Source organism: Ruminococcus sporogenes, from assembly GCF_054655175.1.
Genome location: NZ_BAAHOA010000001.1, coordinates 258949 through 275619, shown reverse-complemented (window position 1 = coordinate 275619; position 16671 = coordinate 258949). Strand labels below are relative to the sequence as shown.

15 protein-coding genes are annotated in these 16671 nt (G+C 41.4%); 10 read left to right on the top strand and 5 right to left on the bottom strand.

Annotated features, from left to right (window positions below; translation table 11 throughout):
- Positions 1-9: 9 nt before the first annotated feature.
- The 3 genes from ACYQ0N_RS01455 to ACYQ0N_RS01445 all read left to right on the top strand — a co-directional run bounded on the left by ACYQ0N_RS01455 (position 10) and on the right by ACYQ0N_RS01445 (position 1711).
- Complete coding sequence (locus tag ACYQ0N_RS01455) at positions 10-192, top strand: DUF1540 domain-containing protein (protein ID WP_177532345.1); 183 nt, start codon at positions 10-12, stop codon at positions 190-192.
- 153 nt (positions 193-345) lie between these two features.
- Positions 346-1095, top strand: coding sequence for a polysaccharide deacetylase family protein (locus ACYQ0N_RS01450; RefSeq protein ID WP_460161665.1), 750 nt, complete (start codon positions 346-348; stop codon positions 1093-1095).
- Positions 1096-1375: 280 nt separating this feature from the next.
- The gene (locus ACYQ0N_RS01445) at positions 1376-1711 is read left to right on the top strand and encodes a helix-turn-helix domain-containing protein (RefSeq protein ID WP_460161664.1); all 336 of its coding nucleotides are present in this window, start codon (positions 1376-1378) and stop codon (positions 1709-1711) included.
- A 78-nt stretch (positions 1712-1789) separates the two neighbouring features.
- On the opposite strand, the gene ACYQ0N_RS01440 is transcribed toward ACYQ0N_RS01445, so the two are convergent.
- From ACYQ0N_RS01440 to ACYQ0N_RS01430, 3 genes are all read right to left on the bottom strand, one after another.
- Entirely contained in the window at positions 1790-2404 is a 615-nt protein-coding gene (locus ACYQ0N_RS01440; protein WP_460161663.1) for a TIGR04100 family radical SAM protein, read from the bottom strand.
- A 95-nt stretch (positions 2405-2499) separates the two neighbouring features.
- Complete coding sequence (locus tag ACYQ0N_RS01435) at positions 2500-5370, bottom strand: YfhO family protein (RefSeq protein WP_177532343.1); 2871 nt, start codon at positions 5368-5370, stop codon at positions 2500-2502.
- Between the two features lie 125 nt (positions 5371-5495).
- Positions 5496-6131 (bottom strand): manganese efflux pump, encoded by a 636-nt coding sequence (locus ACYQ0N_RS01430; protein ID WP_460161662.1) that lies wholly within the window; start codon positions 6129-6131, stop codon positions 5496-5498.
- 127 nt (positions 6132-6258) lie between these two features.
- Between ACYQ0N_RS01430 and ACYQ0N_RS01425 the strand changes: the two genes are divergently transcribed.
- The 5 genes from ACYQ0N_RS01425 (at position 6259) to dnaJ (ending at position 12213) form a co-directional block, all read left to right on the top strand.
- Positions 6259-7233: a biotin--[acetyl-CoA-carboxylase] ligase gene (locus tag ACYQ0N_RS01425; RefSeq protein WP_177532341.1), complete on the top strand. Its 975-nt coding sequence runs from the start codon at positions 6259-6261 to the stop codon at positions 7231-7233.
- 170 nt (positions 7234-7403) lie between these two features.
- Positions 7404-8444: a heat-inducible transcriptional repressor HrcA gene (gene hrcA / locus ACYQ0N_RS01420; protein WP_177532340.1), complete on the top strand. Its 1041-nt coding sequence runs from the start codon at positions 7404-7406 to the stop codon at positions 8442-8444.
- Positions 8437-8994, top strand: a complete 558-nt coding sequence (gene grpE / locus ACYQ0N_RS01415) for a nucleotide exchange factor GrpE (RefSeq protein WP_177532339.1) — start codon at positions 8437-8439, stop codon at positions 8992-8994. Before hrcA ends, grpE begins: the two co-directional genes overlap by 8 nt.
- A 30-nt stretch (positions 8995-9024) precedes the next feature.
- Positions 9025-10860, top strand: a complete 1836-nt coding sequence (dnaK, locus tag ACYQ0N_RS01410; protein WP_460161661.1) for a molecular chaperone DnaK — start codon at positions 9025-9027, stop codon at positions 10858-10860.
- A 180-nt stretch (positions 10861-11040) separates the two neighbouring features.
- Complete coding sequence (dnaJ, locus tag ACYQ0N_RS01405) at positions 11041-12213, top strand: molecular chaperone DnaJ (protein ID WP_177532337.1); 1173 nt, start codon at positions 11041-11043, stop codon at positions 12211-12213.
- Between the two features lie 95 nt (positions 12214-12308).
- Here the strand turns inward: dnaJ and htpG are convergent, their stop codons facing one another.
- Complete coding sequence (gene htpG, locus ACYQ0N_RS01400) at positions 12309-14189, bottom strand: molecular chaperone HtpG (protein WP_460161660.1); 1881 nt, start codon at positions 14187-14189, stop codon at positions 12309-12311.
- A 125-nt stretch (positions 14190-14314) separates the two neighbouring features.
- On the bottom strand, positions 14315-14884 hold the full coding sequence (locus tag ACYQ0N_RS01395) for a M15 family metallopeptidase (protein ID WP_460161659.1): 570 nt from the start codon (positions 14882-14884) through the stop codon (positions 14315-14317).
- A 186-nt stretch (positions 14885-15070) separates the two neighbouring features.
- On the opposite strand from ACYQ0N_RS01395, the gene ACYQ0N_RS01390 reads away from it, so the two are divergent.
- Together ACYQ0N_RS01390 and ACYQ0N_RS01385 are read left to right on the top strand one after the other, a co-directional pair.
- Complete coding sequence (locus ACYQ0N_RS01390; RefSeq protein ID WP_177532334.1) at positions 15071-15367, top strand: RNA polymerase sigma factor; 297 nt, start codon at positions 15071-15073, stop codon at positions 15365-15367.
- 9 nt (positions 15368-15376) lie between these two features.
- Complete coding sequence (locus tag ACYQ0N_RS01385) at positions 15377-16666, top strand: aminotransferase class V-fold PLP-dependent enzyme (protein ID WP_460161658.1); 1290 nt, start codon at positions 15377-15379, stop codon at positions 16664-16666.
- The last annotated feature ends 5 nt before the right edge of the window (positions 16667-16671 follow it).

Genomic DNA, 16671 nt, shown 5'->3' with positions numbered 1-16671 from the left:
TGATTTAACATGGAATCAAAGAAGAAGAATTCAAACATCCACTGTACAGTCAAGCAGTGCGAGCACAATATGCGGACTGAAGATTACTGCTCTCTGGACGCTATCAAGGTTGGAACTCACGAGGCTGATCCTACTGTTCCTGAATGTACAGACTGCAACTCTTTTGTACGCCGTTCAAACTGCTGCGGCTAAGCAAATTATAAAAATAAAAGGGACGTCTAAAACGTCCCTTTATTTTTTCTTATTTATTCCACGCTTTTTTGAAAAGCTTACCTTGCATATGAAAAAGAACCTGTCGCATACTATTTACACCGGATTAAATAAATTCCGGTACGAGGTGACCTGATGATATTAAAACAAAAAATAGCCGCGGCTATGACGGCCGCTATGATACTCTTTACCATGCCCGGAGCCGCAGCTCAGGCGATGAGCAATAATAAATCGGGTTATGGCCAGGGGAAAGAAACTGACTGCAAAAACTGTCCGTTAGGCGCGGTGGATTTCAATTCTCAATATGGAAAATACGACGCATATGCATTGACAAACGATGAAAACCGTATAATCCTTACGTTCGATCAGGGCTATGAAAACGGCTACACTGCTCCGATTCTTGACGTTTTAAAGGAAAAGAATGTGAAAGCAATATTTTTCCTAACCGGAGATTACGCTAAAAAGGAAGAGGATTTAGTAAGGAGAATGGTCGATGAAGGACATATATTAGGCAACCACGGCATGTCGCATGCCTCGATGCCGGATCTTTCATCTGAATCTCTCAAAGAAGAAATTATGAGTCTTCATGATTTTGTTGCGGAAAAATACGGGTATGAAATGCAGTACCTGCGTCCTCCCTGCGGTGAATTTTCGGAACAGTCCCTTGCTCTAACAAGCGAATTGGGATATAAAACTCTGATGTGGAGCTTTGCTTACGTCGATTGGAAAACTGACGATCAGCCGGATCCGTCACAGGCCTTGGAACGGATAGTATCTTCCGCTCACGGCGGAGGAATATATCTGCTTCATTCGGTATCAAGCACTAATGCCGCAGTACTTGGCGACGCCATTGACGGTCTGAGAGCAAAAGGATTTACTGTATAAAAACAATTATGCGGATACTAAAAAAGTATCCGCATAAATTAATTCAGCCTTTTTCAAATCGCTCCGATAAATCAAATCAAAACCTTTTGGGGAAGTCTTAATTTTTGATGATGATATAATTCAGGAGCTTACCGGAGCGATTTGAAATAAGCCGAAAAGTTCTAATAACTATTCGGTGTTTGTATATTGAATTATAACACCATTCGGTTAGAATGTCAAATATAACCATATAGTTTGCTATATAATATTAAAAATATGACAATTTTAGGAGTGAGAAGTTATGTTTTTTTATCAAAGATTACGAGATTTACGCGAGGATGCAGATAAAACTCAGAAGGAAATTGCATCATATTTAAATACCAGCCAGGTTCAATATCAGAGATATGAATCCGGCAAAAGAGAAATTCCATTTCATATGGTAATTAATCTTGCGGAGTATTATAATGTTTCCATCGACTACATAGCCGGTCTGACAAATTTAAAATCAGGAAAGAATAACCTATCAGAAGATGAAAAAGATTTTCTTGAGAAATTCAACAGAATAAATGAAAGAAACAAGGGAAAGCTTGATTATTTCATCAATACGGTTTTAAGGAATCAGCGCCTTAGGAAATAAATAAAAAGGAGCGCTTTTAAAGTGAAGTAGTATACTAACTATTGACTGCTTCGCTTTTAATGCGTTCCTTTTTATTTATCAGCTTTCATATTTTCTTATTCTAAGCCTAATTCCCAGCTTGTCAGCCAGCATACGGGACGCGTTTAATTCTTCTTCGCCTATAACGTCAACAACAGTAAAAACGACATTATCAACATACTTCTTACATTCAGAAGCAAATTCCTGCATTGCGTAAAACGCTTCTTCTCCAAAAGACGGTCTTGTCACCTTTATATACTCTTCCATGGTGCCTGCGTTTAAACTTATAGAAACCGTATCCACCCTTCCCTCCAGCATATGAGCCGTAGGCTTTTTATTGATAAGATCTGACAAGCCGTTTGTATTCAGTCTTACAGGAGGACCTCCGTTTTTCTTTATAAATTCCGCCGTAAGAACAAGAATGTCTATACGCTCGGTAGGCTCTCCGTATCCGCAGAATATTATTTCATTATACTTCTTAAAACCCGCCTTTTTCAGCGCGTCTTTAATCTCTTCCGCCGAAGGCTCATGCTCAAGCCAAAGACTGTCAGAGCCATAAGCGCCGTCGCCGTTCTGCCTTATGCAGAATGTACAGCTACAGGGACATTTATTGGTTAAATTAACATAGAGGCTGTTACCGACCTCATAAACAATTGTCATAGCTTTTTCAGACATCGGTTTTCTCTCCCTTCCTCCGCCGTATAACGGCAGTCTGCAAATTCCTTGTTTAAATTTAAAATAGGGAACGCTTTTTAGCGCCCCCTTATTTATTATTTTTTCTTTTTATTTCCGGATTTTTTACTCTTTGTTTCAGCCATATCCTGTGAACGGTACCTTGCAATCAGAATTTTATTGTTTCTTTTGTCATATCTGTAAATAAATACAATACATACGATTCCGATTATCAAAGTTATTATTCCGAAAGTTAATCCCGGCGGAGTATAAGTCATAACCACGGTATGCTCGCCCGGTGCAAGCTTAATTCCTATAAGAGCCTCGGCAACCTCAATATATTCGGTTTTCTTGCCGTCGACCTTAACCGTCCAGCCCGGCTCATAAGGAATGCTTGTCATCATTATCTGACCTTCGCCGGCTGTAATTGTTCCTTCAATCCGTCGGCCGCCGGCCTCTGTAATATTCCACTGATTCTGCTTCAAGGTATTTATAGAATCGGCGAAAAGCTCCTCGTCAAATTCATAAAAGAAAAAGTCCTTTACTATTGTATACTCATTTGCTACAGTCATACGTAGATTTATAACGGATCCGGGCTCGAAGGTTCCAAGCTCAAGAGTATGATAATCATGATTTTCAAAATAGGTGCCGACAAATTCATGATCTGTATACATTCCGTTTTCATCCTGTGTTTGACTTAACCACAAGTTTACAGCTTTCTGATTTTCAGTCTTAAAAAATATATAAATAGGCTTATCAGACGGTACCGTTATAAACATATCCACAGTAGGATCGCCGCTTTCAGCCGCCGTATACATCGTCTGATTTCCGTAAGGAGAAGTCGTTACATTATTAAGAACAAAATCTTCCGGATTGACTTCTATCCTCTTAAAATATTCATTGAATGAATTGAACTGTCCGGTCGTCAGATCAATATCCGTATTTCCTGATAAGGTACTGAGCAATATATTCTGGCTGTTGAAAGTATTATCATTTCCGAACCTTTGAATATTCGTTATTGATTCGTCCGCCATATATCCGATTGAAAGAGCATATGGATTTTCATAAACATCAATTATTCTTTCCTTATCGCTTTCATCAGTATACTCATAGGAAAACACCTGATTATATGCTGAATTAACCAACCGCTTATAGTTTTCAGTTCCAACGTCAGCCTTATTATTTCTGTCCATTGCATATTTTATGCCAAGCAGGGAATCCGTTATAGGGGTAGCTCCGTCGTATCTTGAATAGTACGTACTTGTGGAATATCCCATCGCCTCCAGGAATTTAAGAAGCTTAGCGTTCATTACAGAGCTTGAATGACTGACGCCTCTGAGTCCTAAAGCCGCGTTGTCGTTAATCATTCTGTGAAAGGTTTTTTCCGCACGGTAGAAGCTATCGTCATAATCATAAAGCTTCTGAGTAACCTCTCTTCCGTTGTCGATAAAATTATACCATGTGGAACGTTCGGAATAACTTATTTCCTTGTCCTCGGCTTTTAACGTGTCGACGCAGTTATACAAAAGCTCGCCTCCGGACACGGCAAGTATCATTACAGGCACTGCAACCGCAAGCGCCTTTTCCTTTTTTCTTGCTATGAAAATGAAAGCGCAGTAAACCGCCGACAGCGCGATACATATCCAAATATCCCTCGAAGCTATATGCTCTATATTTCTCGATTCGGTTATCAGCAGAAAAGCTGTTATTCCGGCAAGGGTACCGCCTATAGCCGTAAGCTTTATACCCTTTAAGCTTTTAAAGGTCTCTGCCGCCATACAGAGCAGCACAAACGAAAACGTAAACGAATACCTGAACGGAAGCCAGTTAGGCATCTGGAAGCCATGCCAAACCATATCTACAGGTCTTATATACATACAGAAGAACAGAACGCCCGCAAGCAGCGCATAGCCTGCCTTTTTTAAAGTTTTTATTTCCTTGTTCAAAAAGAAAAGCGGAACAAGAACAACTGTAAGAAGACCGCAGTAAATTTCCGGAAGCCCCTGTACGTTAACGGAATCATACTGAGCCGCCATAAGCTGCGGGAAGAAATCCAGCGGCGAAAACTGAGTGGCATAACTGAAATCAGGCTGGGTAAAATCAAATTTACCAAGCTTTAAAGCATTATAAACGGGCAAAAGCATAAACGCTGCACATGCAAGCGCTACAACTGCGGACAGAGCAAACCTCAGAAACGACTGCCAGATTTCATATAGGCGATTTTTTTTGCCTGCATTGGCGCATCCGAATATAGTGTAATACAGATAATACAAAAACGTAAAAATACATATCATATATCCGATATAAAAGTTGGCTACAAGCATTATGGCAAGCGGAATAATAAAATTTATTTTTCTTCCGTCATCAACGAGATATTCCACACCGAGAATTATAAGGGGAAGAAAAATCAATCCGTCTATCCACATAGGATCAATAAGCTGTATAACCGCATAAGCGCAGAGGGAATAAAGTGATGAAAACACCAGAGAATGCAGCGGAGAAAGCTTTTTTGACTTCTGCATAAAATAACAGAAGGTAACCGCCGCAGACCCGAGCTTAACAAGCTGCATTATCATAAGGCTGCCCAAAAGCATAGTCCTTGGCAGAAGCATAACTATAAGAGTGAAGGGACTTGCGAGATAATATCCTATGACGCCTGCGAATCCTCCGGAGAGATTTCTGGACCAATTATATAAAATACTTTTGTCGCCGCTCCAAAAGGCGTCTCTCAGGGCTTCAAAATAATATACATACTGACCGTTTAAATCAAGCACCAGAACCGACTGATCGCCGAAAGGATAAACTCTAAATATAACGTATGCGGCGTACATTATTACGACCGGTATAAAAAATGCGATAAAATAAATTTTGTTTCTGAAAGCCCAGTCGCGCAGAAAAATAAGAAAACCCTTGAATCTGCCGCTTTCCGACTTCTGCGCCCGAAGCCTCATCTCTGATGAATCAGACATTTTTATCCTCCTGAATTTTATTTCGGCATATCTGCGCCGATTTCATAAGCAATTAACATTATACAATATTTCTGCCGATTTTACAATAGTTTAGATCGAATTTTAACAAAATAAAGAACTATTACTTAATAAATATATTTAAAAAGTCCCAGTATTATAAGTATAGCGCCGGAAAGCCACGAAAGACGCGGCTTTTTGCAGGCCGCCTTCTGACCGAAAAAACTGCCTGCCACAATAGAAGCCAATCCCACAGCAAGGCTTATCAGGGCTATTCTTATTATATTGGCGCCGCCAAGTCCGGCTCCGAAGCCGCTTGCAAGGGAGTCTGCCGAAAGGGCTAAAGCCAGTGTTACCGCCTCCTTAGCGGACAGCGTTTTGGAACTGTCGCAGTCCGCTTTAGTTTCGTCGAGATAAACGCAAATTACAAAGTCTATATTGAAAAAACTAAATTTCAGCCCTCCCTCCCCCTGACGCTTGCGAAGGGCGTTTTTAAGCATATTCTGAAAAAGCGAAACGGTCCCCATAACGGTAAGCAGCCCCGCGCCCGCCGCACTGCAAAGCCTATCGGGTATCATTCCTCCGAGAAGAGAGGAAAGTATTATTGAAGCAGTTAGAATAAGCGAGCATATAAAGCTTATAATAAACGCGGAATACGCCGGAATCCTGATCCTTCCGGCTCCGTAAGAAAAGGCCGCTATCAGCGCGTCTACCGAAACGGCTGATACAAGCATCAGATCCTGTATTAAACTATGTACGTCCATTGCCGCTCCTTTCATTTTATGACATACTTGTTATTCTTATTTTTTTGTGCTATATTAATGTATGCGGAAAAAACAAATCGGTGCGCATTACTTAAAGCGCGCAAAAACAAGAAACGGAGATTTTTATATGACAACTAAGAATAACGTACTTTTAGCTCTGCTCGACTGTAAAGATCACCTTTCAGGAGGAGAGCTTGCTGAAAAGCTCGGAGTTTCGAGAAACGCGGTATGGAAATCAGTCAAGGCTCTTCAGGCGGAAGGATTTGATATAAAGGCAGTCCCAAACAGAGGATATTTTCTGAATTCAAGCGTTTCCGTATTAAATGAAACCGTTATAAGAAAATATCTTCCTAAAGGAGATAACCGAAAAATTTTTATTTTCGATTCAATAGATTCAACCAATAATTATGCAAAATACCTCGCCGCCTCCGGCGCGGAGAACGGCGCTCTCGTAACAGCAGAAACTCAAACTGCCGGAAAGGGAAGAATGGGAAGAAGCTTCTACTCGCCGTCAGGCGGAAGTATTTATATGAGCGTAGTGCTGCGTCCGCAAACAGACATGGAATCAAGCCAGCTTATAACCTCATGCATTGCCGTAGCAACGGCAGAAGCGATTGACCGCGTTTGCTCTACGGACGTTAAGATAAAATGGGTAAACGATCTTTTTCTCGGAGAAAAAAAAATATGCGGCATTTTGACGGAAGCGTCGCTCAATTTTGAAAACGGCAGACTTGATTATGCGGTTGCAGGAATCGGTATAAATTTAAAAAGCGTCAAAAATTCGTTTTCGCAGCAGCTTTCAGAAATAGCCACTTCAATCGAGGACGAAACCGGAAATATCCCCGACAGATGCCGTCTTATAGCAGAAATACTTAAAAATATTGATTTATATATGTCCAATATGGAAAAACGTAATTTTCTTAATGAATACCGCAGACGCTCGTTTATTTTAGGAAAACGGATTGCAGTGTCAAAATTCAATTCAGAACGCATGGCGACTGCAATAGGAATAAGCGACAATGCCGGTCTGATTGTAAGATATGACAACGGCAATGAGGAAACCCTTCATTCTGGAGAAGCAAGAATTATAAGGCAAAGGTAAAAATGCTCATAAAACATACTTGTTTTAAGCCGCGTTTTGTTTAACTATACAAAAATGAATAATTCTCTTGACTTTCGTCTATAATAGTGATAAATTATATTTAGCACTCATAGACGTTGAGTGCTAACACTCATAAATAACATCTGCCAGCAGTAAAGGAGGAAGGAGTAGTGGATGACAGAAAGCTTAAAATATTAGCCGCTGTCATTGACGAGTATGTTATGACGGGAGAACCGGTAGGTTCAAAAGCGATAGCATCACTTCCGGATATTACAGTTTCTGCTGCAACAGTAAGAAACGATATGGCAGTGTTGGAACAGATGGGATATCTTGAACAGCCGCATACGTCGGCAGGCCGTATCCCAACGTTCAGCGGCTACAGGCTTTATATCGACAAAATAATGAAATGCAATTCGCTCCCGGAGGACGAAAAAAGGCGTCTGGACTGCATGCTTGAGGAAAAGGGCGCTTTGACCGAGGAACTGATAATCGAAAGCGCTACGACTGCTCTTGCAGAGCTTACAAAATGCGCGGCGGTCGCCGCAAATTCCGCTCCTAAGTTTTCAGTGATTTCTAAGGTGGAAATAATACCCACCGGAAAAAGACTATATGTCATTTTATTGATAACCTCCAACGGAAGCATTAAAAACAAGGCATGCAGGCTTGAATTTGATCTTACAAATGAACAGCTTGAGTTTCTGACGAATTACATTGAAGAAAATCTTATGGGGGTTTCAGTTTCAGAGCTTTCTGACGAAATGCTTGCAAAGCTTGTCGAAGCGCTCGGAACCTACATGCTGACGCTGTCCCCTCTGGTTGAGGGAATATACGAGCTTTCAAAAGATCTTCTCCATAAGGAACTGACGGTTAGCGGAACAAAAAACCTTCTTTCCTGCGACGAGCTTAACACAATGGAAATTGTAAAGTTTATGGACCATCATGAGGAACTTGAAAGTTTGCTTAATGAATCATTCAACGGAATACACGTTATGTTCAGCCAGGAAAGTGACGGATTTGTAATAGGCAATTCAAGCATGATAGTGTCCAATTATCAGAAGGGCGACAAAACAGCCGGAGCTCTCGGCGTTATAGGTCCAATGAGACTTGATTACGCAAAGATAATACCTTATATAGAATATTTTACACAGAAAATTTCCGATCTTATTTCAGAGGATACGGAAACCGACGGAAAGGAAGACGAAGATGAGTGAAGAAAAGCATAAGGATAAAAATAAAAAGGAACCGGCTAAGGATATGGAAATAGATATACCGGTCGGCTCCGGAGACGCCGAAAAAATGAAACAGGAAATAGAAGAGCTTAAGGAAAAAATCGAGGAAAATGAAAAAAAGCTCGGCGAATGCGACGACAAATATCTACGTCTTTGCGCTGAATACGACAACTACAGAAAGCGCACGTCAAAGGAAAAGCTTGAGATATTCAGCGATTCGACAATAAAATGCGTGGCGGAATTTCTGCCGGTGCTTGACAGCTTTGAAAGAGCCATTGAAGCCGAATGTACGGACGAATCCTTTAAAAACGGCATGAAAATGATCTATAATCAGTTTATAGAATCTCTTGATAAAATAGGAGTTAAGGAAATGGAGGCGCTTGGGAATGAATTCAATCCTAATCTTCACAACGCTATCAAACAGACAGAGGACGAAAACTTCGGCGACAACATAGTATGCGAGGTTTTCCAAAAGGGCTACATGCTTAACGACAAGGTTATCCGTCATGCGGTTGTGGCGGTTGCAAACTGATTAAAGGGTATACAGAAAGGAAGATTTATTATGGGAAAAATTATAGGTATTGACTTAGGCACTACAAATTCATGCGTAGCTGTAATGGAAGGCGGAAACGCCGTTGTAATCCCTAATTCCGAAGGTGCAAGAACTACTCCGTCGGTAGTAGCGTTCTCAAAAACAGGTGAAAGACTTATAGGTCAGGTAGCAAAGCGTCAGGCTGTAACAAACCCGGAAAAAACAGTCATCTCAATCAAACGCCATATGGGTTCTGACCATAAGGTTGATATTGACGGCAAATCATACACGCCTCAGGAAATTTCGGCTATGATACTTCAGAAGCTTAAATCTGACGCCGAGGCTTATCTTGGCGAAAAAGTAACGGAGGCCGTTATAACCGTTCCCGCATATTTTACGGACTCCCAGCGTCAGGCTACTAAAGACGCCGGTCAGATTGCCGGTCTTACCGTTAAGAGAATTATTAACGAGCCTACCGCAGCGGCTCTTTCCTATGGAATAGACAAGGAAGAGGATCAGAAGATAATGGTTTACGACCTCGGCGGCGGTACATTCGACGTATCTATCATTGAAATGGGAGACGGCGTAACGGAAGTACTTGCAACTGCCGGAAACAACCACCTCGGCGGCGACGATTTCGACCAGAGAATTATAGATTGGATGACCTCAGAATTTAAGAAGGCTGAGGGAATAGATCTTTCAAACGATAAAATGGCTATGCAGAGATTGAAGGAAGCGGCAGAAAAGGCTAAAATAGAGCTTTCGTCTACTCCTACCTCACAGATTAATCTACCGTTTATTACAGCCGACGCAACAGGTCCAAAGCATCTTGACCTGACTTTGACGCAGGCTAAATTCAATGAGCTGACCGCTGATCTTGTTCAGGCTACAATGGGACCGGTAAAGCAGGCTCTCTCTGACAGCGGACTATCAGCCAGCGAGCTGCATAAGGTTCTTATGGTCGGCGGTTCTTCAAGAATTCCGGCTGTACAGGACGCTGTTAAGAATTATATGGGCAAGGAACCGTTTAAGGGAATAAATCCTGACGAATGCGTAGCTCTCGGCGCGGCTTATCAGGGCGGCGTTCTCGGAGGCGACGTTAAAGAGGGGCTTCTTCTTCTGGACGTTACACCGCTTACACTCGGAATCGAAACGGCAGGCGGCGTAAGTACTCCTATGATCAAGAGAAATACGACTATTCCTACAAAGCAGACTCAGGTTTTCTCAACCTATGCAGATAACCAGACCGCTGTTGACATTAACGTACTGCAGGGCGAACGTGAATTCGCAAAGGACAATAAGCTTTTAGGTACCTTCCGTCTTGACGGTATAGCTCCGGCTCCGAGGGGAATCCCGCAGATCGAGGTTACTTTTGATATTGACGCAAACGGTATCGTTCATGTTTCGGCTAAGGATAAGGGTACCGGAAAAGAGCAGAACATTACTATTACCTCTTCTACAAACATGTCTAAGGACGATATTGACAAGGCTGTCAGAGACGCCGAAATGTTCGCCGAGGAAGATAAAAAGAAGAGAGAAGAAGTAGATACGAAGAACAACGCTGAAAATTATGTATTCCAGTGCGAAAAGGCGCTTAAGGATTTCGGCGACAAGGTTACTTCCGAAGAAAAGGCGCCTATAGAAGCTAAGTGCGAAGCGCTTAAGGAAGCCCTGAAGGGCAGCGACACCGCCGATATAAAGGCAAAGACAGAGGAGCTCCAGAAGGCGTTCGGTGAACTTGCCGCAAAGGTTTATCAGAATGCAAGTCCTGAAGAACAGGCGGCTGCCCAGCAGGCGGCAGGCGCTGCGGCAGAAAACAATTCAGGCGACGACGGAGTAGTTGACGCTGATTATACAGAAGCATAAATTTATTGAAACAAATACTTTCAGGGCGGATAAAAAATGTCCGCCCGAAAGCTGTATATTGAGGACATTAACTAACGCCGGATTATGGCTGGTATTCCGGCAATACTGATACGGTTTCGGTCGTATCATGATAAGAATTTACCCATGGGCTTTTAAGAAGGCCGGAAAGGTGTGGTCAGAATGGCTGATGAAAGAGATTATTACGAGGTGCTGGGGTTAAAAAAGGGAGCATCAGACGATGAAATAAAAAAAGCCTTTAAAAAAATGGCAAGGCAATACCACCCCGACCTGCATCCGGACGATAAGGAATGCGAAGAAAAATTCAAGGAAATAAATAAAGCGTACGAAATACTATCCGATCCGGAAAAAAGACAGAAATACGATCAGTTCGGTCATGCCGGAGTTGATCCTAATTATGGAGGCGGAGGCTTTACAGGCGGATTCAACGGCGGCGGATTTGGAGATATGGGCGATATCTTTGAGGATATATTCGGCGGTATATTCGGCGGCGGCTCCGCGAGAAGATCAGGACGTTCAAGCGTAAACGCTCCAAGAAGAGGCGGAGATATAACCGCTAACATCAATATAAGCTTTATGGAGGCCTGCACCGGCAAAAAGCAGGATATAAAGATCAATCACATGGAACAATGCTCGGAATGCGGGGGCACCGGCGCAAAAAAAGGAACATCCCCTCAGACCTGTCCCGAATGTAACGGAAGCGGAACCGTCAACATAACACAGGCTACTCCGTTCGGCAGAATCACAAATACAAGAACTTGCACAAAATGCGGAGGTAAAGGAAAGATTATAGGCTCTCCGTGCTCAAGGTGCGGAGGAACGGCAAGAATCCGCGTGGAAAAGAATATCAGCGTTGAGATTCCCGCCGGTATTGACGACGGACAGATACTTCGCGTTGGAGGACAGGGCGACAGCGGCTTGAACGGCGGACCTTCCGGAGATCTTAACGTGGTTATTTCAGTAAGACCTCATCCGATTTTCGTAAGGGACGGATACGACGTACACTGTGAAATACCTATTACTTACACACAAGCGGTACTGGGCGATGAAATAACGGTGCCTACTATTGACGGAAAGGTTAAATACACTATTGCGGAGGGTACTCAAACCGGAACGGTTTTCCGTTTGAAAGGCAAAGGCGTCAAAAAGCTAAGACGTTCAGACAGAGGGGATCAATATGTAAAGGTCAATATCGAGGTTCCGAAAAACCTCAATAAAAAGCAGAAGGAAGCCCTTAAAAACTATGAAAAAACGATGAGTGAAAGCTCCACTGATAAACACTATACTAAAAGACAGTCGTTTTTCGATAAATTCAAAGAAATATTCAATCAGTAAAAAAGAAACCGCGGCATTAAAATGTCCGCGGTTTTTTTAATATAAGAAGGGACGCTGTTTTATAAAGCGTCCCTTCTTATATTATTCTGTTTAAATTATACCATAAGCTCACATACCAAATTAGAAAATTCAACAGGATCCTCAACCGGTAGTCCCTCAATCATAAGAGCCTGATTATAAAGCAGTCTGCAATATTTTTCCAGCCTATCATTGTCTTTTCCGTAAATGTTTTTAAGCGTTTCAAAAACCTGATGCTCAGGGTTTATTTCAAGAACCTTATCAGCTTTAACCTTCTGATCGTTAGGCATAGCGTTTAAAACCTTTTCCATTTCAACTGAAAGCTCGCCGTCGCTTGTCAGGCATACGGGATGAGTTTTCAGACGCTTAGAAAGCCGCACCGTCTTAACCTTGCCAACCAGCTTCTCCTCCATGAATTTGAAAAGCTCCTTTGCGTCCTCTTCCTTAGCCTTGATTTCTTCCTTTTCTTCAGGCGTATCAATATCCAGGTCGCCCGCTGAAACGGACTTGAATTCCTTTTCCTTAAAGTTCATAAGCATTTTGATTGCAAATTCGTCAACGTTATCTGTAAAATACAGAATTTCAAAGCCCTTGTCCTTTACAAGCTCTGTCTGAGGAAGCGAATCTATTCTTGCAACAGACTCTCCGCAAGCATAATATATATATTTCTGATCCTCCTTCATTCTGTCAACGTACTCATCAAGCGTCACCAGCTTCTTTTCGCCGGAAGAATAAAACATAATCAGATCCTTAACAGAATCCTTGTCCATGCCGTAATTATTATAAACTCCGAATTTAAGCTGTAAGCCGAACGCCTTATAAAATTCCTCATACTTTTCACGGTCATTCTTCAAAAGCTTTATAAGCTCGTTCTTAATAGTTCTTTCAAGACTCTTTGCTATAAGCTTGAGCTGTCTGTCGTGCTGGAGCATCTCTCTGGATATATTGAGAGACAGATCCTCCGAATCAACAAGTCCCTTTACAAAGCTGAAATGATCAGGCAGCAGATCGGCACATTTATCCATAATCAGCACTCCGCTTGAATAAAGCTGAAGTCCCTTTTCATAATCCTTTGAGTAATAATCGTAAGGCGCCTTGGAGGGTATATAAAGAAGCGCGTTATATGTCGCCGTTCCCTCTGTTTTAGTATGGATATGAAGAAGAGGATCTGTATAATCGAAAAATTTTTCTTTATAAAACGAATTATAATCCTCGTCCTTTAGCTCGCTTTTATTTTTGCGCCAAATAGGAACCATGCTGTTTAAAGTTTCAGTTTCGATATAATCCTCATATTCGTTTTCAGTACCCTCTTTCAGCCTGCTCTTTGACATATCCATCTTTATTGGAAATCTTATATAATCCGAATACTTTTTGACAAGCGACTGAATTCTGTATTGCTCCAGAAACTCGCTGTATTTCTCATCGTCCGTATCGTCTTTGAGCTTCAGCGTTATTTCTGTTCCGACTGTATCCTTATCGCATTCGCCTATCTGATAGCCGTCAGCGCCCTCAGAAATCCATTCGTAAGCCTTGTCGCCGCCGTATGCCTTTGTTCTAACCGTTACCTCCTTAGCAACCATAAACGCAGAATAAAAACCGACGCCGAACTGTCCGATAATATCAACGTCCTCTTCCAGCTTATTCTCGTTTTTGAATTTGAAAGATCCGCTGTTTGCAATTGTACCAAGATTGTTTTCAAGCTCCTCGGCCGTCATTCCTATACCGTTATCGGATATAACGATTGTTCTTGAATCCTTGTCAACGCTTATTTTTATTTCAAATTCATCCTTTTTCACGCCCACCTTATCGTCTGTAAGCGACCTGAAATAAAGCTTATCAATAGCGTCGCTGGCATTAGATATAAGCTCCCTCAGAAAAATTTCCTTATGTGTATAAATCGAATTGATCATCAGGTCAAGTAATCTTTTAGACTCGGCCTTGAATTCCTTTGTCTGCATTTTTATCAACTCCGTTAAATTTTATAAAAATTAGCACTCTACTTATTTGAGTGCTAATTACATTATAATAATATTTTACGAAAAAATCAAGTCTTTTCACGAAATTTACACAATTTATTCACCGTTTAAACACCGCAGCGCTGTCTTTGAAAATATTCCTCAAGAGTCAAGCCCATTCTCGTTATACAGCCGGCATGAACCTTTCCTACATAACGATAGTGCCACGGCTCATATGTAATTTCTGTTATATGAGTTTTATTTTTTGGATACCTTAAAATATATCCAAAATGATAGGAATTTTTACACAGCCATCTGAATTCCGGGGTATTCTCAAATTCCTCTGTTATTTCTCCAACCCAGTCAACAGTGGATATATCAGCGGCAAGACCGGCATTATGCTCGCTCTGACCGGGTATCGCTATGCTCTTGGAGGTTTTGGCGTATGCCTCCTCATAGCTCATTCCCGAAAGCATGTACCTGTCAACGTTTTCATTAAACAGTCCCTTTTGGTATGATATACTTCTGTAAGCTGAAAACACACGAAGCCGAATTCCGTCCCTTAATGCGGCGCAGAGCATTTTTTTCATAGCGCAAGCGGCATGCGCCTCCATAAAATATCCCTCGCATACCTCCTGAAGCTCCGGTTTATAGTCCTTCGGAAGCGGATTATCCTTATTTATTAACATTAATTTCATTTTTTAACTCCTTTATAATAATATCATATTATAATTTTATGGATTTTTTTTACAAATAGAACTTGACAAATAACAAAAAAAGGTATATACTATATGTTAGAACAAATGTTCTGATAGTTGTTTTTATTTAATCCTATTCAAGATGCCTAAAAATCTATAATATTAAAACATATCGGAGGATAAGGAATGAAAAGAGTTTCAATGGACGCTCTTGAATTTGACAGCAAAATTGCCGAGCTTTCTTTTGCGGAGGATGCTGAAACAAATTCTGAGCTGACGGCAAAAGTAAAAAAAACTATGGCAAAGATCATAAAAAACGATTTAACGCCAAGACAAAGAGAAATAATTATGCTATACTATTATAGTGGACTTGGCGTGTCGGAAATTGCCGATAAGCTTGAAATTGCCCCGTCAACAGTTTCCCGTACTATTAAAAGGGCAAGAGATAAAATCTATAAATACTTAAAATATTATTTTATTTAAGGAATTATTATGAATACGCCGATTTATGATTTTTTAAAAAAATATTCTGATTCAAAAGCGTTAAGACTGCATATGCCGGGCCATAAGGGCAAGCGCTTATCAGAGCTTCCGTCCTATGAATTTGATATAACGGAAATAAAAGGCGCGGACAGTCTTTTTGAAGCGGACGGTATAATCGAAGAGAGCGAAAACAACACTTCTAAGCTTTACAAAACTGCCGGAACCTGCTACAGCGCGGGAGGTTCTACTCTATGCATACAGGCGATGCTTTGGCTGATGAAACAGGAGAAGAGAGAGGTTATAGCTGTAAGAAACGTTCACAGAAGCTTTATCGCCGCCTGCGCTCTCCTTGATATTCAGCCCCTATGGATTTTTCCGGATTATTACGGAAGTATTCTTTCAGGAGATTTTCCCTATGATAAGGCGGAAGAGCTTTTGAAAAAAGAAAAAAACGCATGCATTTATCTAACGTCTCCTGATTATTTAGGTAAAACTGCCGATATCAGTAAAATAGCGGCTCTTTGCCGCAAATATAATGCCGTTTTGCTCGTTGACAACGCTCACGGAGCGCATACGACAGCTCTTGGTATGCATCCGGCTCAGCTCGGCGCAGACCTTTGCTGTGATTCCGCTCATAAAATGCTTCCCGCTCTTACAGGCGGCGCTTATCTTCATATAGTAAATCCGATTTATAAGGATAAGGCAAAGCAGGCCATGTCTCTTTTCGGCTCGACAAGTCCAAGCTATCTTATTATGGCCTCCCTTGATCTATGCGCCGAATATATAGCCGAAGGACTTGATAACGATATTAAAAGCCGTTTAACGGCTCTTACTTCGCTTCGTAAAAGGCTAAGTCATAAATATCGAATTTATGAAGGAGAGCCGTTTCATTTAACGCTTATCTGCAACGGAATAAATCTTGCAAAGCAACTGCGAAAATACAATATAGAATGTGAATATGCGGACAACGACTGCATTGTATTATTATTTTCACCCGTTAATACAGAAGCGGAAATTAATTTAACCGCGGATATACTTGAAAAGTGTATTCCCGAACCGCCTCTTAATACGGAAGCGGTAAGCTTTCCGGAGCCTATAGCCGCAACGACCATAAGAAACGCCGTTTTAACAGATTATGAAACCATATCTACCGAAGAAAGCGAAGGAAGAATCTGCGCAGGAGTAAACGTTCCTTGCCCGCCCGCCGTGCCTATTGCAGTAAGCGGAGAAATCATAACTGAAAATTGTATTAAAATTTTCAAAAGGTATGGTATTTTAAAAGTAAATGTGGTAAAATGAATATA

Coding starts and splice junctions, on each gene's coding strand:
- ACYQ0N_RS01455 (WP_177532345.1), top strand. CDS start 10: ATGGAATCAAAGAAGAAGAATTCAAACATCCACTGTACAGTCAAGCAG.
- ACYQ0N_RS01450 (WP_460161665.1), top strand. CDS start 346: ATGATATTAAAACAAAAAATAGCCGCGGCTATGACGGCCGCTATGATA.
- ACYQ0N_RS01445 (WP_460161664.1), top strand. CDS start 1,376: ATGTTTTTTTATCAAAGATTACGAGATTTACGCGAGGATGCAGATAAA.
- ACYQ0N_RS01440 (WP_460161663.1), bottom strand. CDS start 2,404: ATGTCTGAAAAAGCTATGACAATTGTTTATGAGGTCGGTAACAGCCTC.
- ACYQ0N_RS01435 (WP_177532343.1), bottom strand. CDS start 5,370: ATGTCTGATTCATCAGAGATGAGGCTTCGGGCGCAGAAGTCGGAAAGC.
- ACYQ0N_RS01430 (WP_460161662.1), bottom strand. CDS start 6,131: ATGGACGTACATAGTTTAATACAGGATCTGATGCTTGTATCAGCCGTT.
- ACYQ0N_RS01425 (WP_177532341.1), top strand. CDS start 6,259: ATGACAACTAAGAATAACGTACTTTTAGCTCTGCTCGACTGTAAAGAT.
- grpE (WP_177532339.1), top strand. CDS start 8,437: ATGAGTGAAGAAAAGCATAAGGATAAAAATAAAAAGGAACCGGCTAAG.
- dnaK (WP_460161661.1), top strand. CDS start 9,025: ATGGGAAAAATTATAGGTATTGACTTAGGCACTACAAATTCATGCGTA.
- dnaJ (WP_177532337.1), top strand. CDS start 11,041: ATGGCTGATGAAAGAGATTATTACGAGGTGCTGGGGTTAAAAAAGGGA.
- htpG (WP_460161660.1), bottom strand. CDS start 14,189: ATGCAGACAAAGGAATTCAAGGCCGAGTCTAAAAGATTACTTGACCTG.
- ACYQ0N_RS01395 (WP_460161659.1), bottom strand. CDS start 14,884: ATGAAATTAATGTTAATAAATAAGGATAATCCGCTTCCGAAGGACTAT.
- ACYQ0N_RS01390 (WP_177532334.1), top strand. CDS start 15,071: ATGAAAAGAGTTTCAATGGACGCTCTTGAATTTGACAGCAAAATTGCC.
- ACYQ0N_RS01385 (WP_460161658.1), top strand. CDS start 15,377: ATGAATACGCCGATTTATGATTTTTTAAAAAAATATTCTGATTCAAAA.